At 71.0% G+C, this 22,001-nt stretch carries 19 protein-coding genes; 6 read left to right on the top strand and 13 right to left on the bottom strand.

Annotation, left to right across the window (positions count from 1 at the left end; translation table 11 throughout):
* Positions 1-27 precede the first annotated feature (27 nt).
* The 6 genes from H6726_14340 to H6726_14315 form a co-directional block, all read right to left on the bottom strand.
* Positions 28-1,356, bottom strand: coding sequence for a class I SAM-dependent RNA methyltransferase (locus H6726_14340; GenBank protein ID MCB9658827.1), 1,329 nt, complete (start codon positions 1,354-1,356; stop codon positions 28-30).
* A complete protein-coding gene (locus tag H6726_14335) occupies positions 1,353-1,910 on the bottom strand; it encodes a hypothetical protein (GenBank protein ID MCB9658826.1) in 558 nt (185 codons plus the stop codon). Before H6726_14335 ends, H6726_14340 begins: the two co-directional genes overlap by 4 nt.
* A 28-nt stretch (positions 1,911-1,938) precedes the next feature.
* Positions 1,939-3,006, bottom strand: coding sequence for a tRNA 2-thiouridine(34) synthase MnmA (gene mnmA / locus H6726_14330; protein MCB9658825.1), 1,068 nt, complete (start codon positions 3,004-3,006; stop codon positions 1,939-1,941).
* 140 nt (positions 3,007-3,146) lie between these two features.
* Positions 3,147-4,262: an aminotransferase class V-fold PLP-dependent enzyme gene (locus tag H6726_14325; protein MCB9658824.1), complete on the bottom strand. Its 1,116-nt coding sequence runs from the start codon at positions 4,260-4,262 to the stop codon at positions 3,147-3,149.
* On the bottom strand, positions 4,259-5,500 hold the full coding sequence (locus tag H6726_14320; protein ID MCB9658823.1) for a hybrid sensor histidine kinase/response regulator: 1,242 nt from the start codon (positions 5,498-5,500) through the stop codon (positions 4,259-4,261). Before H6726_14320 ends, H6726_14325 begins: the two co-directional genes overlap by 4 nt.
* A gap of 4 nt (positions 5,501-5,504) precedes the next feature.
* Complete coding sequence (locus tag H6726_14315) at positions 5,505-6,170, bottom strand: hypothetical protein (GenBank protein ID MCB9658822.1); 666 nt, start codon at positions 6,168-6,170, stop codon at positions 5,505-5,507.
* A gap of 129 nt (positions 6,171-6,299) precedes the next feature.
* On the opposite strand from H6726_14315, the gene H6726_14310 reads away from it, so the two are divergent.
* Together H6726_14310 and H6726_14305 are read left to right on the top strand one after the other, a co-directional pair.
* Positions 6,300-6,962 carry a sigma-70 family RNA polymerase sigma factor gene (locus tag H6726_14310; protein MCB9658821.1) on the top strand — a complete coding sequence of 221 codons (663 nt, stop codon included), beginning with the start codon at positions 6,300-6,302 and terminating at the stop codon, positions 6,960-6,962.
* A gap of 35 nt (positions 6,963-6,997) precedes the next feature.
* Entirely contained in the window at positions 6,998-7,711 is a 714-nt protein-coding gene (locus H6726_14305) for a tetratricopeptide repeat protein (protein ID MCB9658820.1), read from the top strand.
* Between the two features lie 15 nt (positions 7,712-7,726).
* On the opposite strand, the gene H6726_14300 is transcribed toward H6726_14305, so the two are convergent.
* Positions 7,727-7,879 (bottom strand): hypothetical protein, encoded by a 153-nt coding sequence (locus tag H6726_14300; protein ID MCB9658819.1) that lies wholly within the window; start codon positions 7,877-7,879, stop codon positions 7,727-7,729.
* Positions 7,880-8,196: 317 nt separating this feature from the next.
* Between H6726_14300 and H6726_14295 the strand changes: the two genes are divergently transcribed.
* Together H6726_14295 and H6726_14290 are read left to right on the top strand one after the other, a co-directional pair.
* The gene (locus tag H6726_14295) at positions 8,197-9,786 is read left to right on the top strand and encodes a diguanylate cyclase (protein MCB9658818.1); all 1,590 of its coding nucleotides are present in this window, start codon (positions 8,197-8,199) and stop codon (positions 9,784-9,786) included.
* Positions 9,787-9,825: 39 nt separating this feature from the next.
* Entirely contained in the window at positions 9,826-10,467 is a 642-nt protein-coding gene (locus tag H6726_14290; GenBank protein MCB9658817.1) for a YcbK family protein, read from the top strand.
* A 94-nt stretch (positions 10,468-10,561) separates the two neighbouring features.
* On the opposite strand, the gene H6726_14285 is transcribed toward H6726_14290, so the two are convergent.
* The 4 genes from H6726_14285 to fumC form a co-directional block, all read right to left on the bottom strand.
* A complete protein-coding gene (locus tag H6726_14285) occupies positions 10,562-11,032 on the bottom strand; it encodes a hypothetical protein (GenBank protein ID MCB9658816.1) in 471 nt (156 codons plus the stop codon).
* 233 nt (positions 11,033-11,265) lie between these two features.
* The gene (locus H6726_14280) at positions 11,266-11,706 is read right to left on the bottom strand and encodes a CopD family protein (GenBank protein ID MCB9658815.1); all 441 of its coding nucleotides are present in this window, start codon (positions 11,704-11,706) and stop codon (positions 11,266-11,268) included.
* Positions 11,706-12,812: a hypothetical protein gene (locus H6726_14275; GenBank protein ID MCB9658814.1), complete on the bottom strand. Its 1,107-nt coding sequence runs from the start codon at positions 12,810-12,812 to the stop codon at positions 11,706-11,708. The genes H6726_14280 and H6726_14275 overlap by 1 nt, the downstream gene beginning before the upstream one ends.
* 29 nt (positions 12,813-12,841) lie before the next feature.
* The gene (fumC, locus tag H6726_14270) at positions 12,842-14,245 is read right to left on the bottom strand and encodes a class II fumarate hydratase (GenBank protein MCB9658813.1); all 1,404 of its coding nucleotides are present in this window, start codon (positions 14,243-14,245) and stop codon (positions 12,842-12,844) included.
* A gap of 124 nt (positions 14,246-14,369) precedes the next feature.
* Between fumC and H6726_14265 the strand changes: the two genes are divergently transcribed.
* Complete coding sequence (locus tag H6726_14265) at positions 14,370-17,180, top strand: extensin family protein (protein ID MCB9658812.1); 2,811 nt, start codon at positions 14,370-14,372, stop codon at positions 17,178-17,180.
* Positions 17,181-17,259: 79 nt separating this feature from the next.
* On the opposite strand, the gene H6726_14260 is transcribed toward H6726_14265, so the two are convergent.
* Together H6726_14260 and H6726_14255 are read right to left on the bottom strand one after the other, a co-directional pair.
* On the bottom strand, positions 17,260-17,808 hold the full coding sequence (locus tag H6726_14260) for a hypothetical protein (GenBank protein ID MCB9658811.1): 549 nt from the start codon (positions 17,806-17,808) through the stop codon (positions 17,260-17,262).
* 57 nt (positions 17,809-17,865) lie between these two features.
* Complete coding sequence (locus tag H6726_14255) at positions 17,866-19,194, bottom strand: L,D-transpeptidase (GenBank protein MCB9658810.1); 1,329 nt, start codon at positions 19,192-19,194, stop codon at positions 17,866-17,868.
* Positions 19,195-19,774: 580 nt separating this feature from the next.
* On the opposite strand from H6726_14255, the gene H6726_14250 reads away from it, so the two are divergent.
* Positions 19,775-21,979: a cation-translocating P-type ATPase gene (locus H6726_14250; protein MCB9658809.1), complete on the top strand. Its 2,205-nt coding sequence runs from the start codon at positions 19,775-19,777 to the stop codon at positions 21,977-21,979.
* Positions 21,980-22,001: the final 22 nt, after the last annotated feature.

Here is a 22,001-nt window from a genome sequence, read left to right as displayed (position 1 = left end):
TGGTCGTACGACGCATCGCCGGCGGTATCAAGCCGCGCGCGTGAGGAGCGCGACCGACTCCACGTGTGGCGTTTGCGGGAACATGTCGAACACACGAACGCGCTCCAGCACGTAGCCAGCCTCCACCAGCACCGCGAGGTCCCGCGCCAGCGTGCGGGGATCACACGACACATAGACGACGCGCTCGGGGCGCTGCACGCGGACGAGGCTCTCGAGGACCCGCAGCGCCCCCTCGCGTGGAGGGTCCAAGACGACCCGCGAGAAGCGCGCGCGAGGCGCGTCGACGACATCTCGGTGATGCGCTGTGGCCGAGAGCCCGCGCTCACGTAGGTTCTCCGCCGCCAACGCCGCCGCGGCTGCGTCGTGCTCCACCGTCGTCAGCAGGGCGCCGGCCTCCACCAGCGCCACGCTGAGGTTCCCGCTGCCCGCATAGAGCTCGAGGGTGGGCTGCTGCGCGGCGTCCGCCCAGGCCACCACGGTAGCGACGAGCGCGGCGTTGACCGTCGGGTTCGCTTGAGAGAATCCTCCGAGCGGGACGCGCAAGGGACTGACGCCCGCGCCGGGGGGGAGCCTCGCGGCCACCTCGCTCGGGTCTCCGAAGTGCGCATGGCGCGTGGCGCCGCCCGCGAGGACCCCCGCACCCTGCAGCGCCTCGGCGGCCACCAACCCCTCGAGCATCGCGTAGAGCTCGGCGGGGAGCGGCTGCTCGCAGCGCAGCGCGACGACTGCACCGCGCGCGCCGGTCCCGAGATGAACGTCGAGCGGTGGCAGGGCCTGCTCCGCGTGGAGAGCCGCGAGCGACGCGCTCAATGCGGCCGCAGCCTCGGCGATGGCCGCCGCCTGCACCAGGCAACGCGTGACGGGAACGACCGTGGCGGAGCCCGCGCTGCGGTAACCGAGGACGCCGCGCTCGAAGCGCATGCGGGCCCGCCCTCGATACGCGAGAGGCTGCGACGCGCCGGCGGGGTCGTGCTCCAGAGGATGGATGGGAGCGACGCGAGCATGGCGCAGCGCCTGGTCCACCAGGCCTAGGCGCGCGTCACGCTGGGCCTCGGGGGTCAGCGCCATGAACGGGCAGCCGCCACAGGACGCGGCGTGAGCACATGGAGGGTCACGCCGGGCGGGAGACGCCTCGAGGATCTCGACTCGGCTCGCTTGGACGCGCTTGCCCTTGCGTCGCAGCCCCGACAGCCGCACGCGTTCACCCGCGAACGCCCCCGCGCAGTGCACGTCACCGAACGGCGTGCTCAGGACGCCATCGCCCCCGCTGGCGAGACGCTCGACGACCCCCGAGACCGACGCTGGAAGGGACGCCCCAGCGCGTGGCCCACGCGCGACCGGTCGCTTGGACCTCACGGAAAGCGCTGGCCCGGGCGCCCGCGCGCGAACAGGAACGAGAAATTTCCCACGAGCGTGGCCGTCGACGGTGGCTCCTCGCCGTCGTCCATCGTCACACCGCTGAAGGTGGCGCGCGTCTCCGGACCGCTGTCGGACCGGGGGTCGTGCAGAGCCTCGAACGTGATGGTGCCGGCGCGCGCGATGAGCACGACCGAAGGGTCACGTCGCCCAGGCTGGCACGTCCCAGCGAGAGTGAGCGTGATGGCGATGGGCGACTCGGGGTCGGCGAGGTCGAACGGCACGCCCAGGTTCGCGCCCACCTCCTCCAGGTCGCCGATGGAGATGACGAGGCCGTCGCTGCGGTCTTGGTAGTCGCTGCCGTGCTGCACGCGGATCACGGCCGTGTTCATGTTCGTGTCTTGCACGAAGAAGTTGGGGCGCAGGTCCCACGTGGCGTCGTCGATGCCGCACTCCGGCGCGAACACCGCCCCCGTCACCTCCCCCTCTCCTTCTCCGTTGGCGCAACCGAGACCGAGCAGCGAGAGCGCGCACCCGACGGTCAGGCAGAGCACGCGTGCGCGAGAAGCCAGGGACGCGCCATCAGGCATGCTGCTGCGCCTGCCGCTGTGGCTCGCTGATGAAACCGCCGCCGATGACCTCATCCCCGACGTATACCACCGCGGCCTGGCCAGGCGTAATCGCCCGCTGCTCCACGTCGAAGCGCGCCTCGAAACCCGCGCCCGTCGGGATGACCCACGCCGGTGCGGGCGTGTGGCGGTAGCGGACCCGCACGAGCCCGGCAAAGGGCCCCGCGGGCGGGCGGCCCGTCACCCAGGACGCCTCGTCCACGCACACCACGCGCGAGCCGAGCGCCGACTCGTCGCCCAGGACGACCTCTCGTGCTGCGGGCAGGATGCGGAGCACGTAGCGCGGTTTGCCGCTGCCCCCGCCCATCCCGAGCCCCTTACGTTGGCCGACCGTGAACCCTTCGATCCCGCCATGCGTCCCAAGGGCCCGACCGCGCTCGTCCACGAACACGCCTGGCGCTGGCGCGCCACGCTGCCGACCCACGAAGCCGCGGATGTCCCCATCGGGCACGAAGCACAGCTCCTGGCTGTCGGGCTTGTCGGCGTTGGGGACCCCGAGCCGCCGCCCCTCGGCGCGTGTCTGTTCCTTCTGGAGCCCGCCCAAGGGGAAGATCATGCGCCCGAGGGTGTCCTGGGGCAGACCGTACAGGAAATAGCTCTGGTCCTTGCCATGGTCGACGCCGCGCAAGAGCCGCGTCCCCCTCACGTCGCGCTCGACGCGCGCGTAGTGGCCCGTGGCGACGTGCGACGCGCCGAAGCGCGTGGCGAGGTCGGCGAGGTGCACGAGCTTGACTGTCCGGTTGCACTGGACACATGGCACGGGCGTGCGGCCGCGCGCGTATTCGTCCAAGAACGGCTCGACCACGTGCCTCCGAAACGCCTCCCGCTCGTCCAGCACGTAGTGCGGGATGCCGAGGGCCTCGCACGTGCGTCGAGCGTCGTCGCGGTCCTCTGGGGCACAGCAGCGACCCACCTGCTCCGCGCCGCTCGCGTCCCAGAGGTGCAGCGTGACGCCGATCAGGTCGTACCCCTGCTCGTGCAGCAGCGCGGCCGCGACGGACGAGTCCACGCCGCCGCTCATCGCGACCAGGACACGCTGCGGCGGCTGAGGCTCGGACACCGGGGCGATCTAGCAGCGTCCCCCTACGGGTGCACCCTTCCCGGGACGCCCGCCCGACGCCCAACCCGAGCGCGTGCTTGGTACGTACCGCGCCGTCTTCGCTACGGTGCGCCGCTCGCGCGGGCGACCACCTGCCCGAGCGCGACACACGCACCTTCGATGTCGTCGACCGTCGTGCCCGGTCCCAAGCTGAATCGCACCGAGGCCACGGCGCGCCAGGGCTCGTCCGGATGCAGGCTGAGGAGCGACCGGACCGGCTCGGTCAGACCGCTCGAGCACGCCGCCCCTGCCGACGCGCAGACTCCCTCCACGTCGAGCGCTGCGACCAGCAGGTCGGACCGCTGACCCGGAAACGCAACCTGGGTGACGCTCTCGACCCGAGGCAGCGGGACGCCATTGACGCGCCCGCCCAGCGCGATGGCGTGCCGCTCCAGTCGGTCCCGGAGCGCCCCCGCGCGTGCCAGCCAGTCCGACGAGTCCGCCAACGCTTCGCACGCAGCGCCGAAGCCGACCTGGGCGAGCACCGAGGGGGTGCCTGCGCGACGCCCCCGCTCCTGGGCCCCACCCGTGAGCACCGGAACGAGATCGTGGCCGCGCCGGATCCAGAGCGCGCCCGTCCCCGCCGGGGCACCGACCTTCTGACCCGTCACCGCGACAGCGTCGAAGGGGCTGCTCTCGAGCTGTAGCGGCCACTTCCCGAACGCCTGCGTGGCGTCGACGAACACGCGCGCGCCACGCTCCCGGGCCCGCTGCGCCCACGCCGACACGGGCAACACGACGCCCGTCTCGTGGTTGACCCACTGCACGGCCAGCACATCCCCAGGAGCGAGGTTCGCGAGCGCCGCCTCCGCCTGGTCCAGGTCGGCCGCGCACACGGGCAAGACCGTCACCTCGCCCGCAGACTCCGCGGTCGCGCGCACGGCGGGGTGCTCCAGGGCGCTGACGAGGACCCGTCCGCTGCTGCCGTCCAACCCCAGCAGCCCGCGCACACCCAGGTTGCAGGCCTCCGTACCTCCGGAGGTGAGCACCACGTTCGCCGGTGCTGCCCCGAGGGCCGCCGCGACCTGCCCGCGCGCCGTCTCCAAGAGAGCGCGTGCGGCGCGGCCCGCTCCGTGGACGCTGGACGGGTTGGCCCACGCGCGGTCACCGGCGTCCGCCATCGCGCGCACGGCCGCCGCCACCATGGGCGTCGCCGCGTGGTGGTCCAAGTAGATCAAGACGCGGGCCTCTGCGCACCCCCGTCACGGCTGACCGTGAGCTCAACCAGCGCGCCCCGCGAGCGGTGCCCGGCCACGTCCTCGCGTGGCGGCGACTGCATGGTCACGCTGCCGGCGTGGGCCTCGAACACGCGGCGCGAGAACGCGAGCCCCAGCCCGACGCCCTGGTGCTTGCGGGTGCGCGTCCCGTCCACCTGATAGAACGGGTCGAAGACGCGCTCGATCTTGGCCGAGGACACGCCCGGACCGTCGTCCGCGACCAACAGGGTGTATCCGCGGGGAGCCGCCCCGTCCGCGGCGCTCCCGTCGACCCGCCTCACGGCCACGCATACTTGTGCCCCCGCTGGCGAGAACTTCACGGCGTTGTCCAGCACGTGGACCATGGCCCGTCGCAGCTTGTCGGCATCCCCGATGCACTCGGGGCCGCGAGCTGCGGGCTCCTGCACGATCTCCACGTCGAGTGACGCCGCGAGCCCGCGCACCTCGTCGATGGCCTCGCCAGCCACCGCCAGGAAGTCGTAGCGTCGCGAGGTGAACGCCATGTTTCCGGTCTCGAACGTGCTCACGTCGAGGAGGAGGTCCACCACCGACCGCAGCCGCTCGGTGGACGTCGTCATCGCCTCGACGCACTTGATCTGAGCCGGGGTCAGCGGTCCCAGATCCTGGTTCTGCAGGAGCCTCAAGTATCCGACGACGGGCGTCATCGGCGTCGCGAGCTCGTGCGTGACGTTGCGCAGGAACTCCCGCCGCAGGCGCGCCATCTCCTCGAGGCGAACGTTGGCGTCGGACAGCTCGCGCACCTTGGCCTCGAGGCGCGCGACGATCTCTTGGCTCTTCACGCGCAGGCGCTGCTCACCGCTGGCGACGTCGCCGCGCTCACGGCGACCCGCCATGAAGCGTTCGATGCGGCGCGCGAACACCCGCGCGTCGATTGGCTTCCCGATGAATCCGTCGCAACCCACCGCGAGGCTGGTCTCGCGGTCGCCCTCCGCCGTGATCGCGACGATGGGCGTCGTGGCCAGGGACGGGATCCCCCGCAGGCGCAGCGTCACCTCGTACCCGTCCAGGTCTGGGATGTTGATGTCCACGAGGATCAGGTCCGGGTTCAGCTCTGCCGCGACACGGATACCCTCGAGCCCCGTCGCGGCGTCGACGACGCGATGGCCCGCAGCGCCGAGGAGCTTGGTGACGAGCCGGCGATTGACGGGATCGTCCTCGATGTGAAGCACGGTCGCCATCGCGTCAGCCTCGCGCGACCATGCCAGCGAAGCGCTCGGCCTCGCGTGGTAGCGCCCCGCCCTCTCGTGTGAAACGCAGCAGGGGCAATCCAAGCCGCTCGCAGGCGACCCGGGCGCTCACCTGCCGCCAGGGAATCTGCGGATGAGCCACGACCCGCTCGGGCCCAGACCGACGGGGGGTGTTCCCAGCGCCCGTCGCGAGGCCCGCGAGCACGTCGGCGGCCTCGGATGCGTCGACCTCTGCGTAGTCGACCCGCGTCGCACGCTCGGCCTGCCAATGGACCAGGAGGCAGTCCCAGCGCGCGGGCGCACGCTCTCGCGCGATGAGCGCGCCCCCGCGGCCCTCGTCCCCATACACGAACCCAGCGACCGCCGGCTCGAGCGCGCGCAGCCTGTCCACCAACTCGGCCTGCAGCGAGGGATCTTCCTCGAGGGCGAGCATGGCGGCGAACAACGCCTGAGCGCGCTCGGGGTCGAGCTGCTCGGACGCCATGTCGCGATGGAGCAAGCTCGCCAGCTGCCGCCGCTCTGCGAGCGTGTGGGCGTTGAAGGCCAGCGCGAGCTCCGAGAGGGCAGCGTCGTCTTGCACCGCGCGCGCCAGCCACGCGCGCAGTGGCCGGGAGACGCCGCGATCGGTCCGTGCCAGTCCAGGGCGCGAGGGCGTGCTCATGTCCGTGCAAGGCTAGAGCCACACCCGACACCAGCGCAAGGCGGCGGCTGGCGCTTCGTAGCTTTCGCGTCAAAGTCCCCACATGTACGAGCGTGTGCTCCGAGGGGGCGCACTTCCCACCTGACTGCCATGAGCGACACTGACCGCGACGCGATCCTACGCGAGCACAAGCCCCTGATCATCGCCATCGCTCGGCGGGTGCGACGCGAGATGGGCAACCACGTCCCCGTGGAGGACCTGGAAGCGTTCGGAATTCAGGGGCTGCTGGAGGCCCACTCGCGTTTCGACCCGTCGCGCGGCGCCCGCTTCGCCACCTTCGCCTACTATCGCATCCGAGGAGCCATGCTGGATGGGGTGCGCAAGATGGTGGACGCACCCCCGAAGAGCATGCTGCGTACGAAGCGACAGCACGCTGCGGACGACATCGCGGAACACGCCGGCTTCGAACGCGGCGCCAACGTCTCGGGCCGAACGCCGGAGCAGAGCGCCGAGGCCATCCAGCGCACCCTGGCTCGACTGACCACGTCGTTCGTGGCCAGCTGCGTCGACGCCGACCCAGACGACATGGTCGCGCCGGACGCGCCACTGCTTCGCCGCGAGCAGCGAGACGTGCTCCGGGCGGCGTTGACGCAGCTCCCCGAGCGGGAGCGCTTCATCCTGGTTGGGTACTACCTCGAGGAGCGCCCGCTCGACGAGGTGGCCCAGGGCCTGGGCCTGAGCATCTCGTGGGCCAGCAGGCTGCACCACAAGGGACTCGACCGACTGCGCGAACTGTTGGCCGAGATCCGCTGATCGACGCAGCCTCGCGCCGTTACACTGGGGTCCTGATGCCACGTCTCACACGACACGACGGCGCCCGATGGGCCCTGCCTCCCGTGCTCGCCCTCGTCGTGCTCTGGCAGGTCGATCCAGGCCGAGCCGTAGCGCAGATCGCAGACGACGACCTCGCCGCGCGACGCCAAGCGCGGATGGAGCGCGAGCTGATCCTGGGCAACGCGCGCATCGAGGCGGGGCAGCCCAGCCTGGCCATCGCTCACTTCGAGGACGCCCGACGCGCGCAGCCCTCCGCCCCAGAGCCCTATGCGGCGCTCGGTCGGACCTTGCTCGACCTCGGGCGCCGCGCGGACGCAATCGCCGCCCTCGAGACGGGTCGGATCCGCTCCCCGGATGACGAGGGCCTGCTGCTGATTCTGAGCCAGGCCCTCGAGGCGAACAACCAAGCACGGCAAGCGCTGGCGCTCTTGCGTGGGGCGGCGCGCCGGCACCCACGACGGTGGGCCACGCAGGCGCGCCGTGCGGACGTCGCGCAGGCCGTCGGAGCCTTCACGGAGGCTGTGGACGCGTACGCCGCCGTGCTGGATCTGGCCTCCACCGGGGCCGACGTGCCGCACGCGGAGCGACAGCGCGCCGAGGACACGCTGGCCGCGCTCTCTCTCCTGCTCGACGGGGCGCACCCCCGGACGGGCCACTGTGCTCCGAGCACCAGCAGCGCTTCCCGCGGAACCGACCGCTGGCGGCTGGCGCTGGCAGTGTGTCACTGACCCCAGCAGCACGCGCTACTGCTGAGACTGGAGGGTCTGCTTGACGGCACCGGCCGCCTTGTCCGCCACCTTGCTGCCGAGCTCCAGCTCTTGGGTGTGGCGATAGACCCGGGCTTGGAGCGCGATGAGCGCCTCGGGTGCGAGCTGGCCGCGTGAACCAGCCGTCATGGCGCGATCCATCGCGCGCTCGTCCGCGGCAATCCCAGCCGCCACACGGCGGAGGCTGTCCCGAAACGATGCACCCGCATTCTCGGACGGAGCGGCTTGGGAGGTCGGGCTGGAGGGGACTGGAGAGACTGCGAGAGGACCTATTGTCGGCATGGATGGCTCCTGGTGACTCGTGGACGGGGGCGTTGTCGGGCGCTGGGCCACCGTGTTGCGCGTCTCCGCATCGCCTCCCTGCGCACCCGATTTCCATGGAGACGGAAAATTCGACAATCACAACGTCGTCGCGGAACGCATGATACACTCCCCGAGGGGCATCGTTGTCGGACCAGACCAACACACAGGGAAGCTCACTGCACCGCTCTCTGGGATATGGGCCAGCGCTGGCGGTGCTGGTGGTGGGCAGCGCGCTCGCCTACGCCGGCTTCGGCTTCGCACGCGCGGCGGAGGACAACGCGCTGGAGGCGCGCTTCGGCCGCGCGTCCGAGGCGCGGGTAGCAACCATCGAGGGCATGCTGGACTCCCGCCTGTGGGCCCTCAACGCGCTGTACGCGTACGTCGACTCCCGTGACAGCGTCGACCAGGCGGGGCTCGAGCACTTCGCCATGCCACTGTTCGAACGCGTCGCCGAGGTGGAGACGCTCGCCTGGGTGCCGCGGGTCGCCGGTGGAGACCGCGCGCACTTCGAGGAGGTGCTGAGCACCGAGCTGGACGCCCCTCAGGCGATCGTCGATCTCGATGAAGGCGAGCTACGGCGGGCGACACCGCGCGACGAGTTCTACCCGATCGCGAGCACCTTCCCTGTGGAAGCCAACCGACGCTTGATCGGCCTGAACCTGCTCTCGGAGCCGGCGCGCTCGGCGGCCCTTCTGCGCGCCCTGGGCAGCGGTGAGGCCACCGCCACCGGCCCCGCGATGTCGCTCGCGGACCGTGGTCGCGCGGAGTCGAGCACCGTGCTGACCGTGTTCGTGCCGGTGTTCGACGCCTACGCTCGCAGGGGGCGCCGGCCTCGGGGCGCGGTCATGGGCGTGTTTCGCGTATCGGACCTGATGCGCGAGGCTCTACGTCACTTCGCCGAGGACATCACGGTTCGCGTGTACGACGTCACTGACGCCACCAACCGGCGGCTGATGTGGGCGGGGGGCGAGGCGCAGGCCGAAGCACCGTTCCGGCGGTCGCGCTCTCTTCGGGTCGCTGGCCGCACCTGGCTCGTGTCGAGCGACGCCGGGCCCCAGTACCTCCGCGAAGGACACACAGGCTCCCCGTGGTCCGTCTTGCTCGGTGGTCTGCTCGCGTCGTTCCTGCTCGCTGGGTATGTCTCCATCGGGATCCGTCGCGCCCGCGTGATCGACAACCTGGCGCGAGACCTCGACCGCATGTCCCGCGAGGACCCCTTGACCAGCATCGCCAACCGGCGCGTGTTCGACCTTCGGTTGAGGCGCGAGTGGCAGCAGAGCACGCGCACGGGGGCGCCGCTGTCCCTCCTGATGATCGACATCGATCACTTCAAGCGCTTCAACGACTCGCTCGGTCACCAGGCTGGGGACGCATGCCTCAGGGAGGTGGCGTCGGTCTTGGCGATGACCGCCGCCCGGCTGAACGACCTCCCGGCCCGCTATGGAGGAGAAGAGTTCGCCGTGATCCTCCCGGCGACCGACGAAGGTGGGGCGGAGCAGGTGGCCAAGACCATCCTCTACCGCGTCCAGCGCCTCGAGGTGGTCCACCCAGACTCTCCCACCGCCTCTCATGTGACCGTGAGCATCGGCGTCGCCACCATGATCGCCACCTCCGCCAAGGCCGAGAGTGAGCTGGTCAAGGTCGCGGACCGCGCGCTCTACCGCGCGAAGAAGCAGGGCCGAAACCGCGTGACCGTAGCCGTCCCGAGCGACGCGCTCGACTCCACGAGTTGAGAAGTGGCCGGCCCGCGCCCGGGTTGGCAAGCTGCCTAGGTGACTGAGCTGCTGGAACGTCTGGCGGGCGCCGTCGCGGCGCTGGGCGCGGGTGCCATCACAGGCTTCGTGCTCCCCATCGCGCTGGCTCGACCTCCGCGCCCGCAGGTGAGGGTCGAGGCGCCCTTGCGCCTCCGAGCTACCCACGTGGATGGCAGTCGCAAGGCCGCGGACCGCGCGCGCGGAGCGGCAACGGCGAACCGCACCGAGCGCTTCGACCTGACCTTCTGGAACATCCACACACGGCAGATCCTACCCCTCGGCGTGGAGGCCCTCCCTGCGCCCGCCGTGCTCAATCGCTTCTTGCGGTGTCGCGTGACGGGGGCCGAGGGCGCCATGCACGTCGAGCCCTTTGCGATCGCAGCGACCCTCGCGCGCCGCGAAGGGCGTCGCCGGGTGCACGTGATCAGCGGCTATCGCTCGCCGAAGTTCAACGCGCACCTACGGAAGAAGGGGCACGAAGTCGCAGAGTCGAGCTACCACATGACGGGCGCGGCCCTCGACTTTCGCATTCCGGGCGTGGCCACGCCCGGCCTGACGTCGGAGCTGGAGCACACCCACGACGGCGGCGTCGGACGTTACTCCCACAGCAACTTCGTCCACTTGGACACCGGGCCGCGACGGCGCTGGCGGGGACGCTGAGCGAACAAGGAGTCTCTCGTTCACCACGACGATGCGCTGTGGCGACGCTCCTGGGAACGCTCCCAGGCGCGCGGCAGCCCGGAGCCCGTGCGAGTCAGTGGCAGCCTTCGAGCGTCAGGGTGCCCACGGCGCTGACGCTCCCCCCCGCGCCGTCGCGGAGCGTGCAGTCCACGTCGAAGGTCACGGTGCCGTAGCTCGCGTCCATCGCCGAAGCTTCGATGAAGCATGCACCGTCCGCGGTCGCCGCCTCGTACGTGTCACCGTCGATCTCCACCGAGGCTGTGGTCGATGTGACGTGCAGGGTGTGCAGGCCCGCGCTGCTCTCGTCGCGCGCGATGACCACGTCGAACGCATCGCGGGTGACGGTGCAGTCCCCAGCGACGCTGGTGTTGATGGCCCGAGGGGAACGCACGAGCGTGGTGGCGACCGGGAAATCGACGACCAACGTGGTGTTGGCGTCGACCGAGACGTCCACGCGGCCCACGACCAGCAGGGGGTCTCCACCGCACCCGCCGAGGGCCGCGACGGCTGCCGCGAGGAGGGCCAACGGACCGAGGCGCGCCATCCGCTTGTGGTGAAGAGATGATGAGTGGGTGAGGCGATGGTTGTTGGGCATGGTCGAGCTCAGGTGAAGGTCGGGGCTGCGACGTCGCGCTATGCGACGCGCGTGCCAACGAGCAAGCGCGTTGCCCACAGGCTATCAACCGAGACCGGGAGTGACCAAGGACATCGACGAGGGTTCACGCCGTGCCCGGCGCGTGACTTCCCGTTCACGCGCGCGACCAACCCCTCGAGCGCTCAGAAGGGCTTCATCATCGCGAGGAACACCACCAGCGTGGCGACCGCCAGCACCGCGCTCGACAGGCCCCGAGCCTTGGCCAGGGAGAACGGGACGTCGCCGTTGGCCGCCTTACGCAGATGCCCCGAGAGCACACCCGTCAGCGCCGACGCGACCAACACGAGCGTGAGTTTGGCGTGCATCCAACCCGCGCGCGCGTAGATGTTGCTGAACGACGGCACCAGGATGAGGAGCCCACCGACCCACGCGATGCCCATCCCGACCGTGACGCGCTCGAGCAGGCCGCGACGCCCGAGACGCGCCACCTTCTGGCCATCCACATCGGCCGCTTCGGCCGCGGCGCCAAGGCTGCCGACGAAGGCCACCCCGCCAATCCACAGGATCGCTCCCACCACGTGCAGGGCCCTGAGGGCCAGCGGCATCACGCCCGTCGTCAGCATCAGAGAGCCTTCTCGTACACGCGGTACGTCTTGTAGACCTTGCCTCGCATCGCCTTGATCCCGAGGTTGATGGGCCGGTTGTCTTCGAGGGTCCAGCTGAGCTCGGCCCACTTGTACTGGGGCTTCTTCATGCCCCGGTAGGCGAGCTCGGCGTACATGGCGGTCGACAGCGCGCCGTAGCGCTTCTTGGCGCGCATCTCCTGCCGCAGTCCGAGCAGGATGAGGCGCGCCGACGACGTGCCCTGCACCTTCAGCCGATACAGGAGCTTGGCCCAGCCGAACGGGAGCAGCTTGCCGTTGAGGTCGTGAGCCGCCTCGTTCAGGTTGGGGATGCACACCACCATGCCGACCTCGCGCCCTTCGACCTCGGCAAAGAAGGCCAGGTCCGGGTCGAGCAGCAGCTTGAAGTCGGAGGCCATCTTGGCGACCTCGGCCTCGGTGGCAGGCACGAAGCCCCAGTTCTCGCTCCACGCGTCGTTGAAGATCTCGACCAGCGTGTCCACCTCGGCCCGCATGCGCGACTTGTCGACGCTGCGGAAGCGCACCTCGGGCAGCGCCATCATGTCGGCGTGGGCCTTGGCGGCGCGAGGCGGAGGCTCTTCCACCACGTACTTCCACGCGAAGAGGTCCTGCACCTTCTCGTAGCCGTAGCTCTCGATGAGACCGGCCTGGTAGCGCGTCGAGTGCGGCATCATCAGCACCGGGGGGTGCTCGAAGCCGTCGATGAGCACGCCCGACTCTTCGTTGATGGTGAGCGAGAAGGGGCCACGCACGCGCTTCATGCCGCGCGCGCGCAGCCACGATTCGGCGGACTCCAAGAGACGGTGCGCCACGGCGGCGTCGTCGATGGTGTCGAGGAAGCCGAAGAAGCCCGTCTCGTCCTGGTGCACCCGGAGGTGCTCGCGGTCGATCTGCGCCGAGCAGCGCCCCACCAACTTGCCGCCGCGCCAGGCCGTGAAGAGGGTGCCCTCGGCGTGCTCGAAGAGGGGGTTCTTGCCGGGCGTCAGCCGGTCCCGCAGCTCCATCTCGAGCGGCGGGATGTAGGCCGGGTCGTTGCGGAAGATGTCGTACTGGACGCGGATGAAGTCCTCGAGGTCGAGGCCCATGCGGTGCTCGCGGATCTCGACCGCGCCGCTCACGACTTCTTGACCTTCAGCGAGCCGACCATGTCCTCGGGCTTCACCCACGCGTCGAACTGCTCAGCGGTGAGCAGCCCCAGCTCGATGGCCGCCGCCTTGAGCGTGCCGCCCGACTTGTAGGCGTGCTTGGCGACCTTGGCCGCGTTGTCGTAGCCGATGTGCGGGTTGAGGGCGGTCACCAGCATGAGCGAGCCGTGCAGCTTCTGGTCGATGGTGGCGCGGTTGGGCTCGAGGCCGGAGACGCAGTGCTCCTCGAAGCTCTCGGAGCAGTCGGCCAGCAGACGGATGGACTGCAGCAGGTTGTACGCCAGCACCGGCTTGTAGACGTTGAGCTCGAAGTTGCCCTGCGAGCCCGCGAAGCCGATGGCCGCGTCGTTCCCGAAGACCTGCACGCACACCATGGTGGTGGCCTCGCACTGGGTCGGGTTGACCTTGCCCGGCATGATGGAGCTGCCAGGCTCGTTTTCGGGGATGGTCAGCTCGCCGATGCCGCAGCGCGGACCGCTGGCCAGCCAGCGCACGTCGTTGGCGATCTTCATCAAGGCTGCGGCCAGCTGCTTGAGCGCCCCGCTGGTGCCCACGTAGGCGTCGTGCCCCGCGAGGGCCGCGAACTTGTTGGGGGCGGTGACGAACTGCGTGCCGGCCAGGGCCGAGATCTGCTCGGCCACCTTCACCGCGTAGTCGGGGTGCGTGTTGAGCCCCGTGCCGACGGCCGTGCCGCCCAGCGCCAGCTCGCGCAGCTGCGGCAGCGTGGCGTCCACCGCGCGCAGGGCAGCGTCCAGCTGCGCCACCCAGCCGCTGATCTCCTGGCCCAAGGTGAGGGGTGTCGCGTCCTGCAGGTGCGTGCGGCCGATCTTCACGATGTCGGCGAACTCCTCGGACTTCTTCTCGAGCGTGTCGCGCAGGCGCCGCACCTTGGGGAACAGCTCGCGCTCGATCTTCATGACCGCCGCGATGTGCATCGCCGTGGGGTACGTGTCGTTCGAGGACTGCGACTTGTTGACGTGGTCGTTCGGGTGGACGGGCTTCTTGCTACCCATCTCGCCGCCGGCCATCTCGATGGCGCGGTTCGAGATGACCTCGTTCACGTTCATGTTGCTCTGCGTGCCCGAGCCGGTCTGCCACACGACGAGCGGGAAGTGGTCGTCGAGCGTGCCCGCGATGACCTCGTCTGCGGCCTTCACGATGAGGTCCGCGATGGTCGCATCCAGGTTCCCGAGGGCCTGGTTGGTCTGCGCCGCCGCCTTCTTGAGGATGCCGAACGCGCGGATGATGTCCGTCGGCATGCGCTCCTCGCCGATGCGGAAGTTCATGCGCGAGCGCATGGTCTGCGCGCCGTAGTAGCGGTCGTTCGGGACCTCGATGGTGCCCATGGAGTCGGATTCGATGCGGGTGCTCATGTGCGGATCTCCAGAAAAGCTGGACGGGGCTTACCGCGCCCTGCCGCGCGGTTCAACCGAGATTCGAGGGGGGCAGTACAGGGGCCCGCCCTGGAATCGTCGCAGCGCGGCGCTACAGTACGGCATGTCGCTCGCCGAACCGCGCCTGGGTGGGGCGCACCGCGCCTCCCGGTCCTCGCTCCCTTGCACCTGGTCCTCCGTGCTGTCCCTGTGCGTGGGGCTGCTCGCCTCGACCGCCACAACCGCCGTGGCCCAGCCCCCCGACCCCGACCAGGCCGAGCTGGAGCGGCGCGTGCGGGCCCTGCGCCAGAGCGGCAGCTCGCTCCCGGCGGGGACCATCCTGAGCCTCGAGTACACGGTCGAGACCGCCGCCGCCATCCGCCGCAACCACTCGGACGCGTCACGTGCGTGGCGCCGTCGCGCGGCCCGCTACCTCGACCGCGCCGAAGCTGGTCACGACCCCTTCCAGGAAGAAGCGGGAAAGCTCACCGCGCGCGCCTACCGCTCGCCCATCAGCCAGTCCACGCAGAGCTACTCGGTCTATCTGCCGCCCGACTACGACCCCAACCGGCGCTATCCCCTGTACATCGCGCTCCACGGCGGGTCCTCCAACGGGAACCTCTTCCTGGGCGTGGTGATGGGCCAGAACCTCGACTGGGAGACCTACGACCAGCACCTCTACGACGAGTTCACGGCGCGCTGGACCCCGGACTGGATCGTGGTCGCCCCCACCGGCTTCGGGCAGGTGATGTGGCGCTACATGGGCGAGCAGGACGTGCTCGACGTGCTGACGGACGTGCAGCGTCACTACCCCGTGGACGAGAACCGCGTGGTGCTCGCTGGCCTGTCCAACGGCGGGGTCGGCGCCTACGCCATCGGGACGCGGCACTCGTGGCGCTTCTCGCACGTACAGGCCATGGCGGGCGCGCCCAGCTGGCTGCAGTACCTGGGACGCACCAGCGCCACGGATCGCCGGGTGGTCACGCCGTGGTCGGGGCTGCACCTCGCGGAGAACACGGCCAACACGCGCTTTCACTACTACCACGGACGGTCGGACGGTGGACCCATGCGGCCCGACTACGTCAACGCCTTCAGCCGCCAGATGCGCGAGCTGGGCGTCCCCAACAACGAGACGTGGTTCGACGCCGGGCACGACATCCTCTACCTGGCCATCCGGCACGGGCGCATGTTCCCGCAGCTGATGACCCCGCGTGACCCACGCCCCGCGGAGGTGCGGCTGGTGAGCGGCGACTATCGCGCAGCCCGTCAGCACTGGGTCGAGGCGACGCGCTTCACCCACTTCGGCACGCTCGGCAAGGCGCACGGTCGAGTCCACGAGCGGGCCGCGACCATCACCACCGAGAACCTCTCCGCCATGCGGCTGCACGTGGCCGACATGCCCTTCACGGGGGCCGTGTCCGACGAGGTGACGCTGACCGTGGACGGGCACGAGGTGTACCGAGGCGCGCGCGAGTCGCTCGGCACGCACCTCCTGCTCGCCCGGGTCGAAGGGCACTGGCGCACCGGGCAGCTCCCCCAGACCGCAGGCCAGCTGGTCAAGCGCCCAGGCCTGAGCGGACCCGTGGGGGACGCCTACTACGGGCGCATCGTGCACGTCTACGGCACCCAACGTGAGGGCAGCACCGCCGACCTGCGGGCGGCCGCCGAGCGGGGCGCGCGCGGCTTCCTGCTGTGGGGCTGGGACATCCGCCAGGAGGTCATCCCCGACACCGACGCAGGCGACGCGCGCTACCGCGACGCCACGCTCATGCTCTATGGCGCGCCTGGGGACAACGTGGTGTTGGACCGTCTCGCGGGGAGCCTCCCCATCCAGGTGGAGGGCAACGCCGTCGTCGTCGGAACGCAGCGCTACACGGGGAACGACGTGGGCGTGCGTTACATCTACCCGAACCCCGAGCACCCCGAGCGCTACCTGATCGTCTCGACCGGGGTGAACGCAGCGATCATCCGTGCGGCGAGCAACCTCCCCGAGTGGCTCCCGGACTGGTTCGTCTACAACCAGGCGACCGTGCGCAACACACAGCCCCGGGTGGCGGGCCGGCGCAACCCCGAGGTCGCATCGGGCTTCTTCGACGACCACTGGCAGCTGCCCGGAGCGACCACCGCGGCCGCTCCCACCGGCCCCACCGAGCCGCACGCGCGGGGCGAAGGAGGCGGGGACGACGACGAGAGCGCGCCGATTGCGTCCAGCCTGCCGATTCCCCGCGCGCCGGCCGTACCAGGCCCGCCTGCGCGCTTCTTGGCCTCTGAGACCGACCCGGCGGGCCCCGCCGCCCGGGCCATGTGGGAGCGCATCCCCGAGTTCTACAACTTCCGCGCCCAGATCCCCGGCGCCGAGTGGCGCGTGCGCGCCGAGCAGCAGTTCTCGGTGCGGCCGGAGGCCGAGTGCCTGAGGGACCTGGAGCAGAAGGGCGTCGCGGCGCGCCGGCGCCCGGACCTGAGCACGCCGGTGCCCTCCCCCGTCGAGCTGCTCGGCCCCGTGGACGGGGTCTGGTTCCTCTCGGCCCACAGCGAGCGCCCCATCCTGATCGCCTGTGAGCTCGCGGCGCGCTTGCCCGCGCTGGTGGCCATCCTGAAGCGTCATGGCGTGGAGGGGGTCGAGGTGCTCAGCGCGTATCGGGAGGAGCCCTTCTCCAGCTTTCACACCATGGGCATGGCCCTCGACATCAACCGGCTGTACCGGGGGCGAGGGTGGCTGTCGGTGCAGGCGCACTATCAGGCCACGCCCGACCAGCGCACGTGCTCCGGGCCGCAGCCGAGCAGCGGCGCCGCGCGCGTCCTGCGCCGCATCGCGTGCGACGTGTATCGCAGCGGGCAATTCCAGTCGATGCTCACGCCCAACTACAACGAGGGGCACCGGGATCACTTCCACATCGACATCCGGCCGGACGATCCGCGCGCGTTCTTACGCTGAACGCGTCGTGCTCGCTCGCGCGGGCGGCGCGGGGGGCCGCCGACGCGTTGCCGCGACGAGCCATCGCGCACCCCAGGCTTCAGCTGATGGCGCGCAACACAGCGGGCGCCACACGCGTGTGCGTGTGAAGCAAGCTCCGCAGCGCCCGTGCCGTATCCTCACTCGGCGCGGCGCCGCCGACGCTCACCAGGCCCAGACGATCGTCCGCCAGCGCGCCACGGGATCGTGCGCTGACATGTGACGGGAACAGCGCCAGGGTGCGCAGCTCTCGCAAGAGGAAGGCGAGGAAGCCCGCGCGGTCTTCGGCGCGCACGCTCAGCTCCAAGCTCTGGTCTGATGCGCGGACCACGTCGAACGACTCGAGGAGGTGGGGGGCGCTCGGACGGCCCCGGCTCGGGGTGTCCCGCAGGAGGTGCAGCACATCCACGCGCCCCGCGCCACGGACGTCCACCATCACGTCCCACACGCCGGACGCGCGCTCGGCCCGGAGCTCGGCGATGTCCTCCCCCAACGCCGCGAGCCCCTCGGCCAGGCGCTCGGTCCAAAGCAACGGCAGCTCGCCGCGAAAGCCGTAGCGCGTGAAGGTCGGGTGGTGCTCGACACGCACCGTCAGGTCGGGGGCCAACATCGCCGCGAACATACACGACGATTGTTTCAGACGCGTGACATCGACCACGCTCGGGCGCTACTCGGTGATGAAGACGTGCGTACCAGGTGAGCGACGCGTCGCGAAGGCGCCGTGCCACGACTCGGGCAAGGTCGGGGTGCTCCAGCGAAAGATCCACCTCGCGTCCGTGGGTGCCAGGTTGACGCAACCGTGGCTGCGCACTCTCCCGAAGTTGGAGTGCCAGAACGCTCCGTGGAGCGCGTAGTTCCCTTCGAAGTACATCGTCCACGGCACATCTTCGATGGAGTAAGCCGTGTCGGCGGCGGCCAGGTTGTCCATGGTGGTGGACACGTGCTTCGACTGGATCCGGTACAGCCCGCGTGGCGTCTCGAAGCCGGGCGCGCCGGTGGACACGATGGTGGCGAACACGGGCCGGTCCCCCTCGTACGCCACCAGCGTCTGCTCGCTGAGATCGACATGGATCCAGCGGCCGTCGGCGGGGACGCCGTCCGGGCGCGGGTGCTGCTCGGCGTGGCGCAACGAGCTGGTGCGAAACATCGACCCATCATGCCCTACGGCGTACTCGTTGCGTCGCCAGCGCGTGCGCTCCGTGACCGCGATGGGGGTCCCGATCTCCGCCACTCCGCGGTCCAAGAGAGACCCATCCGATGCGCGACGGAGCAGGCGCCGTGTGCCGTGGCGATAGACGAACGCGATGGGTAGCGACCAGCGCCCACCGACGACGACGCCGCGGACCGACGTCGGAGCGCTCTGACGCATCTGGGCCGCGCGGACGTAGGCGCCGCGCACCGTGCGGTACCACGTACGCCCGTCGACCCGCTCCTCCCGGTCCAGGCTGACGTAGAACCCACGCTGCATGCGCATGCGCACGTAGTCCGGGAGCTCTGGCGGTGTCTCCTCGAGCTGGACGTCCCCTTCGTCCTCGGCGGTGGTGACCTGTCCGGGAGGCGGTGGCGCCTCGACGGCGTGCTCCCCGCCCGTCTCGTCTGGCGCGGCTTCGCTGCCTTCGGGCGTGTCTCCGTCCGGCTCCGCCAGACCTGGCTCCGGTGTGGCGCGCGCCGCCGACGCATTCTCGGCCCGGTCGCGGGCGGCCGCCTCACGGCGACGAAGCAACCCGAGCACGTCGCGTACCGCCGACTCGCGCGCGGCGTCGGGGAGCCCCCAATACTGCGGCACGTCGTCCTCGGTCGCGTAGGCGTACAAGTACGGGAGTGCGTCCTCGAGCGCAGGCTCACGCGGCACGGGAGAGAAGCTCTGGGGGCCTCGGCCCACGATGACCCCCTCGCCGCGGCACACGTACCCGCTCCCAGGCACGCGATGCCAGCCTCCGGCGCACCCGCGTGTGGCCTGCTGCTCGGTGGCGCGAAAGCGTGAGCCACGTCGCATGTACCCGATGACCGCGGAGGATGTGGACGCCTGCGCGTAGACCCGCGAAAGGAAGTGGGTGGTCATGCCCTCGAGCGGGTACGCGCGCTCGAACGCGCGCGCTTCGGCTTGGCGCCGCTCCTCCTCCGCGGCGGCGGCTGCCACGCGCGCTCGCTCGGCGGCTTCTGCGGCGCTCTGGGCGGCTTCCTGTGTCGCCCGCGCGGCCTGGGCTCGCTCGGCGGCAGCACGCGCCCGCTCCGCCGTGGCCGCGGCCTGACGGCGCTCTTCCTCTGCGACCGCCGCCGCACGCTGCGCTGCCAACACCGCTGGGTCGTGCAGCGCTGGCTCGTCGTCTGCCTCGATGGCGGCGTGCGCGTCCCCTGAGCATCCACCAGCACAGGGACCGAGCGCGAGCGTGCCCACCACGGCCAGGGCCGCGGCGCGGACGGGTCGTCGGGGGCGACGGATGAAGCGCATGGGGTCCCGTCGCATGGGGGCGCCCGACTTGTCCAAGAAACGACCGAGCGGGCCGCCGCGAGCGCGCGCTCACAGCCGGGACCACGACTTGACGTATCGTCGCCCGCTCCCACACTCGTGCCCCATGCATCCCGCCCGGCCGAGCCTGCCCGCCCGCCGCTGCCCTGCCTGTGGGTCGGCCGTGGACCCGCTACGCGCCGGCGCCGTGGTGCTCCTGGACGACGGGGCGCGCTACCTCTGCGGAGAGCCTTGCCAGATCCTGTTCCGGGACGGCAAGCGACCCCACGATCGCTTTCGGCCCCCGGTGTCGACGGTGCGCACGCTGTCCGAGCGCGTGCGGGACGCCACGCAGGCCCAGGAGGCGGCTCCCCGCAGCGCCCGTACGCTGCGCCGCCGCGCCGCGCGATCCACGTTGTACACGCGAGGCGACCGCGTGAACCCCACGCAGGGACTGGCGTTCGCCGGTGCGGGCCTCTTGGCCTCGTTTGGGGCCAGCTTCGCGTTGCTCGCCGTGCTCTCGGCGCTGTGTACCGTGTTGGCAGCGGCCGTGGCGCTCCGAGACGCGCTCCCCGCTCGCCGCGACGTTGGCACCCTGGGCTGGGCGCTCGGGCCGCTGGGCGCCGCCCTGGCGGCGCTGGCTGGCCTGGCCGCGCAGTTCGTCAGCACCGCCAGCGCGTGGCCTCTCGCCGGGGCGGCTGTCGCAGCCGGAGCGATGGAACTGCGCGCCTGGCTCGACGATCGCTCACGAGCGCCGCTGGCCCAGGCGCTCGCGACACTGCGCGCCGCGCTCCCGACCTCCGCGCGCGTCCCCCTCAGCAACGAGCCGCTCGACATGAGCTTTCGGCTCGTCCACATCTCGGAGGTCCACGCCGGGGATCGCGTGCTCGCGGTGGACGGTGAGGTCGTCCCGGTCGATGGGGTGGTGGAGGCGGGCACCTCGAGCGTGCTGCTCCACCCAGGCGCCACGGCCGCCGTGGAGCGCGGCCCCGGCGAGGCCGTGCTGGCCGGCGCCCGCGTCACACGCGGCGCCGTGCGCCTCCTCGCAACTCGCGTCGGCGACGACCGCGGCCTGGTCCGAGCGCCCAGCTTTTCTGCAGACAACGGCGCGGGTTCGAGTCGAATCGTCCGCTTGGCGGGCCAGTTCGCCCGCTGGGGTGGCGTCGCAGCGGTGGGCGCGGGTGCGGCCGGCCTCCTGTTGGCGCAGGGCGGCAGCCTCCCCGAGCGTCTGGCAGCTGCCGCTGCGGCCCTGCTGGCGGTCCCCCTCCTCGCGGTACGGCGGGGCAGCGACTCGCCGTTGGTAGCGGCGGGCCTGGCCGGAGCGCCGCGGGGCATCGTGTTTCTCAACGGCCGCGCCGTCGAAGACGCCGGCAACATCGCGGTGGCTGCGTTCATGTCACGCGGCACCGTGACCACGGGTCACCCGGAGGTGCTCGAGGTCCACGCGGTCGGGGACGCCGACGTGGACGAGCTGATCGGGCTGGCCATGGCGGCTCAACTGGTGGCGCAAGGGCATCCCATCGCGCTCGCAGTCCAGCGCTATGGCGCGAGCAAGGGCATTGCCGTGGGGAACGTCCGCAGGGCTACGCTCCACCCTGGCCGCGGCGTGAGCGCCCTCGCCCCCGGCAGCAAGGCACTCGTGATCGGCACACGACAGCTCCTCCTGGACGAGGGCGTCAGCGTGGCGGTGGCGGACGCCATCGCGGGGCGGGCCGAGGAGCGGGGCCACACCGCCGTGTTCGTCGCGCTCGACGGCCGCGTGCGGCTCGTCATCACGCTGCAGGATCCAGTCCGCATCGGCGCCCGGGCCGCGGCGCAGCGCGTCTTCGATCTACCGGCCGAGGTAGTCCTGATCAGCGGCGACCACCGCTCGACGGTCGAGGCGCTCGGACTGCAAATGGACGTGGCGCACGTCAAGGCCGAGCTGCTCCCGGACGAGCGTGCCGTCGAGGTGCGGCGTCTCGGGGAGAGCGCCGGCCACGTCGCGGTCGTCGGCCGCGTCCAGGACATCGAGGCGCTCGGCGCGGCGGACGTACCCGTGGTGCTCGGCGCGGCTGGAGGCATCGAGGGCGAGGCCGCTGTGGCGCTGGCCAACGAGGACATCCGCGATGCAGCCGCCGCCTTGTTCATCGCGCGCGCGGCGCGCACGGAGGCCGTCCGCTGCTTGACGGCGAGCGTCGTGGTCGGAGCGACCGTCGGCGTGGGGGCCATGCTGGGGCTCGTACCGCCCGTCGCGGCCGCCCTCCTGGCGCTGGCGGTCGACGCTTTCGCCCTGCCGAGCGGCGTGCGTCTGCTACGACGCGTCGACCTGCGAGTACCGGCGCGCGGCTGATCCACGCCGCGCCACGTTGGAG

The organism is Sandaracinaceae bacterium, from assembly GCA_020633055.1.
Taxonomy (GTDB): domain Bacteria; phylum Myxococcota_A; class Polyangia; order Polyangiales; family Houyiibacteriaceae; genus JADJJE01.
This window is presented reverse-complemented; position numbering and strand designations above follow the sequence as displayed.

What these genes read in the sequence shown, in the direction of transcription:
- H6726_14310 (MCB9658821.1), top strand. Translation starts at nt 6,300, where the DNA reads ATGAGCGACACTGACCGCGACGCGATCCTACGCGAGCACAAGCCCCTG.
- H6726_14250 (MCB9658809.1), top strand. Translation starts at nt 19,775, where the DNA reads ATGCATCCCGCCCGGCCGAGCCTGCCCGCCCGCCGCTGCCCTGCCTGT.
- H6726_14305 (MCB9658820.1), top strand. Translation starts at nt 6,998, where the DNA reads ATGCCACGTCTCACACGACACGACGGCGCCCGATGGGCCCTGCCTCCC.
- H6726_14315 (MCB9658822.1), bottom strand. Translation starts at nt 6,170, where the DNA reads ATGAGCACGCCCTCGCGCCCTGGACTGGCACGGACCGATCGCGGCGTC.
- H6726_14280 (MCB9658815.1), bottom strand. Translation starts at nt 11,706, where the DNA reads ATGCTGACGACGGGCGTGATGCCGCTGGCCCTCAGGGCCCTGCACGTG.
- H6726_14260 (MCB9658811.1), bottom strand. Translation starts at nt 17,808, where the DNA reads ATGTTGGCCCCCGACCTGACGGTGCGTGTCGAGCACCACCCGACCTTC.
- H6726_14265 (MCB9658812.1), top strand. Translation starts at nt 14,370, where the DNA reads ATGTCGCTCGCCGAACCGCGCCTGGGTGGGGCGCACCGCGCCTCCCGG.
- H6726_14300 (MCB9658819.1), bottom strand. Translation starts at nt 7,879, where the DNA reads ATGACGGCTGGTTCACGCGGCCAGCTCGCACCCGAGGCGCTCATCGCG.
- fumC (MCB9658813.1), bottom strand. Translation starts at nt 14,245, where the DNA reads ATGAGCACCCGCATCGAATCCGACTCCATGGGCACCATCGAGGTCCCG.
- H6726_14275 (MCB9658814.1), bottom strand. Translation starts at nt 12,812, where the DNA reads ATGGGCCTCGACCTCGAGGACTTCATCCGCGTCCAGTACGACATCTTC.
- H6726_14255 (MCB9658810.1), bottom strand. Translation starts at nt 19,194, where the DNA reads ATGCGACGTGGCTCACGCTTTCGCGCCACCGAGCAGCAGGCCACACGC.
- H6726_14285 (MCB9658816.1), bottom strand. Translation starts at nt 11,032, where the DNA reads ATGGCGCGCCTCGGTCCGTTGGCCCTCCTCGCGGCAGCCGTCGCGGCC.
- H6726_14320 (MCB9658823.1), bottom strand. Translation starts at nt 5,500, where the DNA reads ATGGCGACCGTGCTTCACATCGAGGACGATCCCGTCAATCGCCGGCTC.
- mnmA (MCB9658825.1), bottom strand. Translation starts at nt 3,006, where the DNA reads ATGAGCGGCGGCGTGGACTCGTCCGTCGCGGCCGCGCTGCTGCACGAG.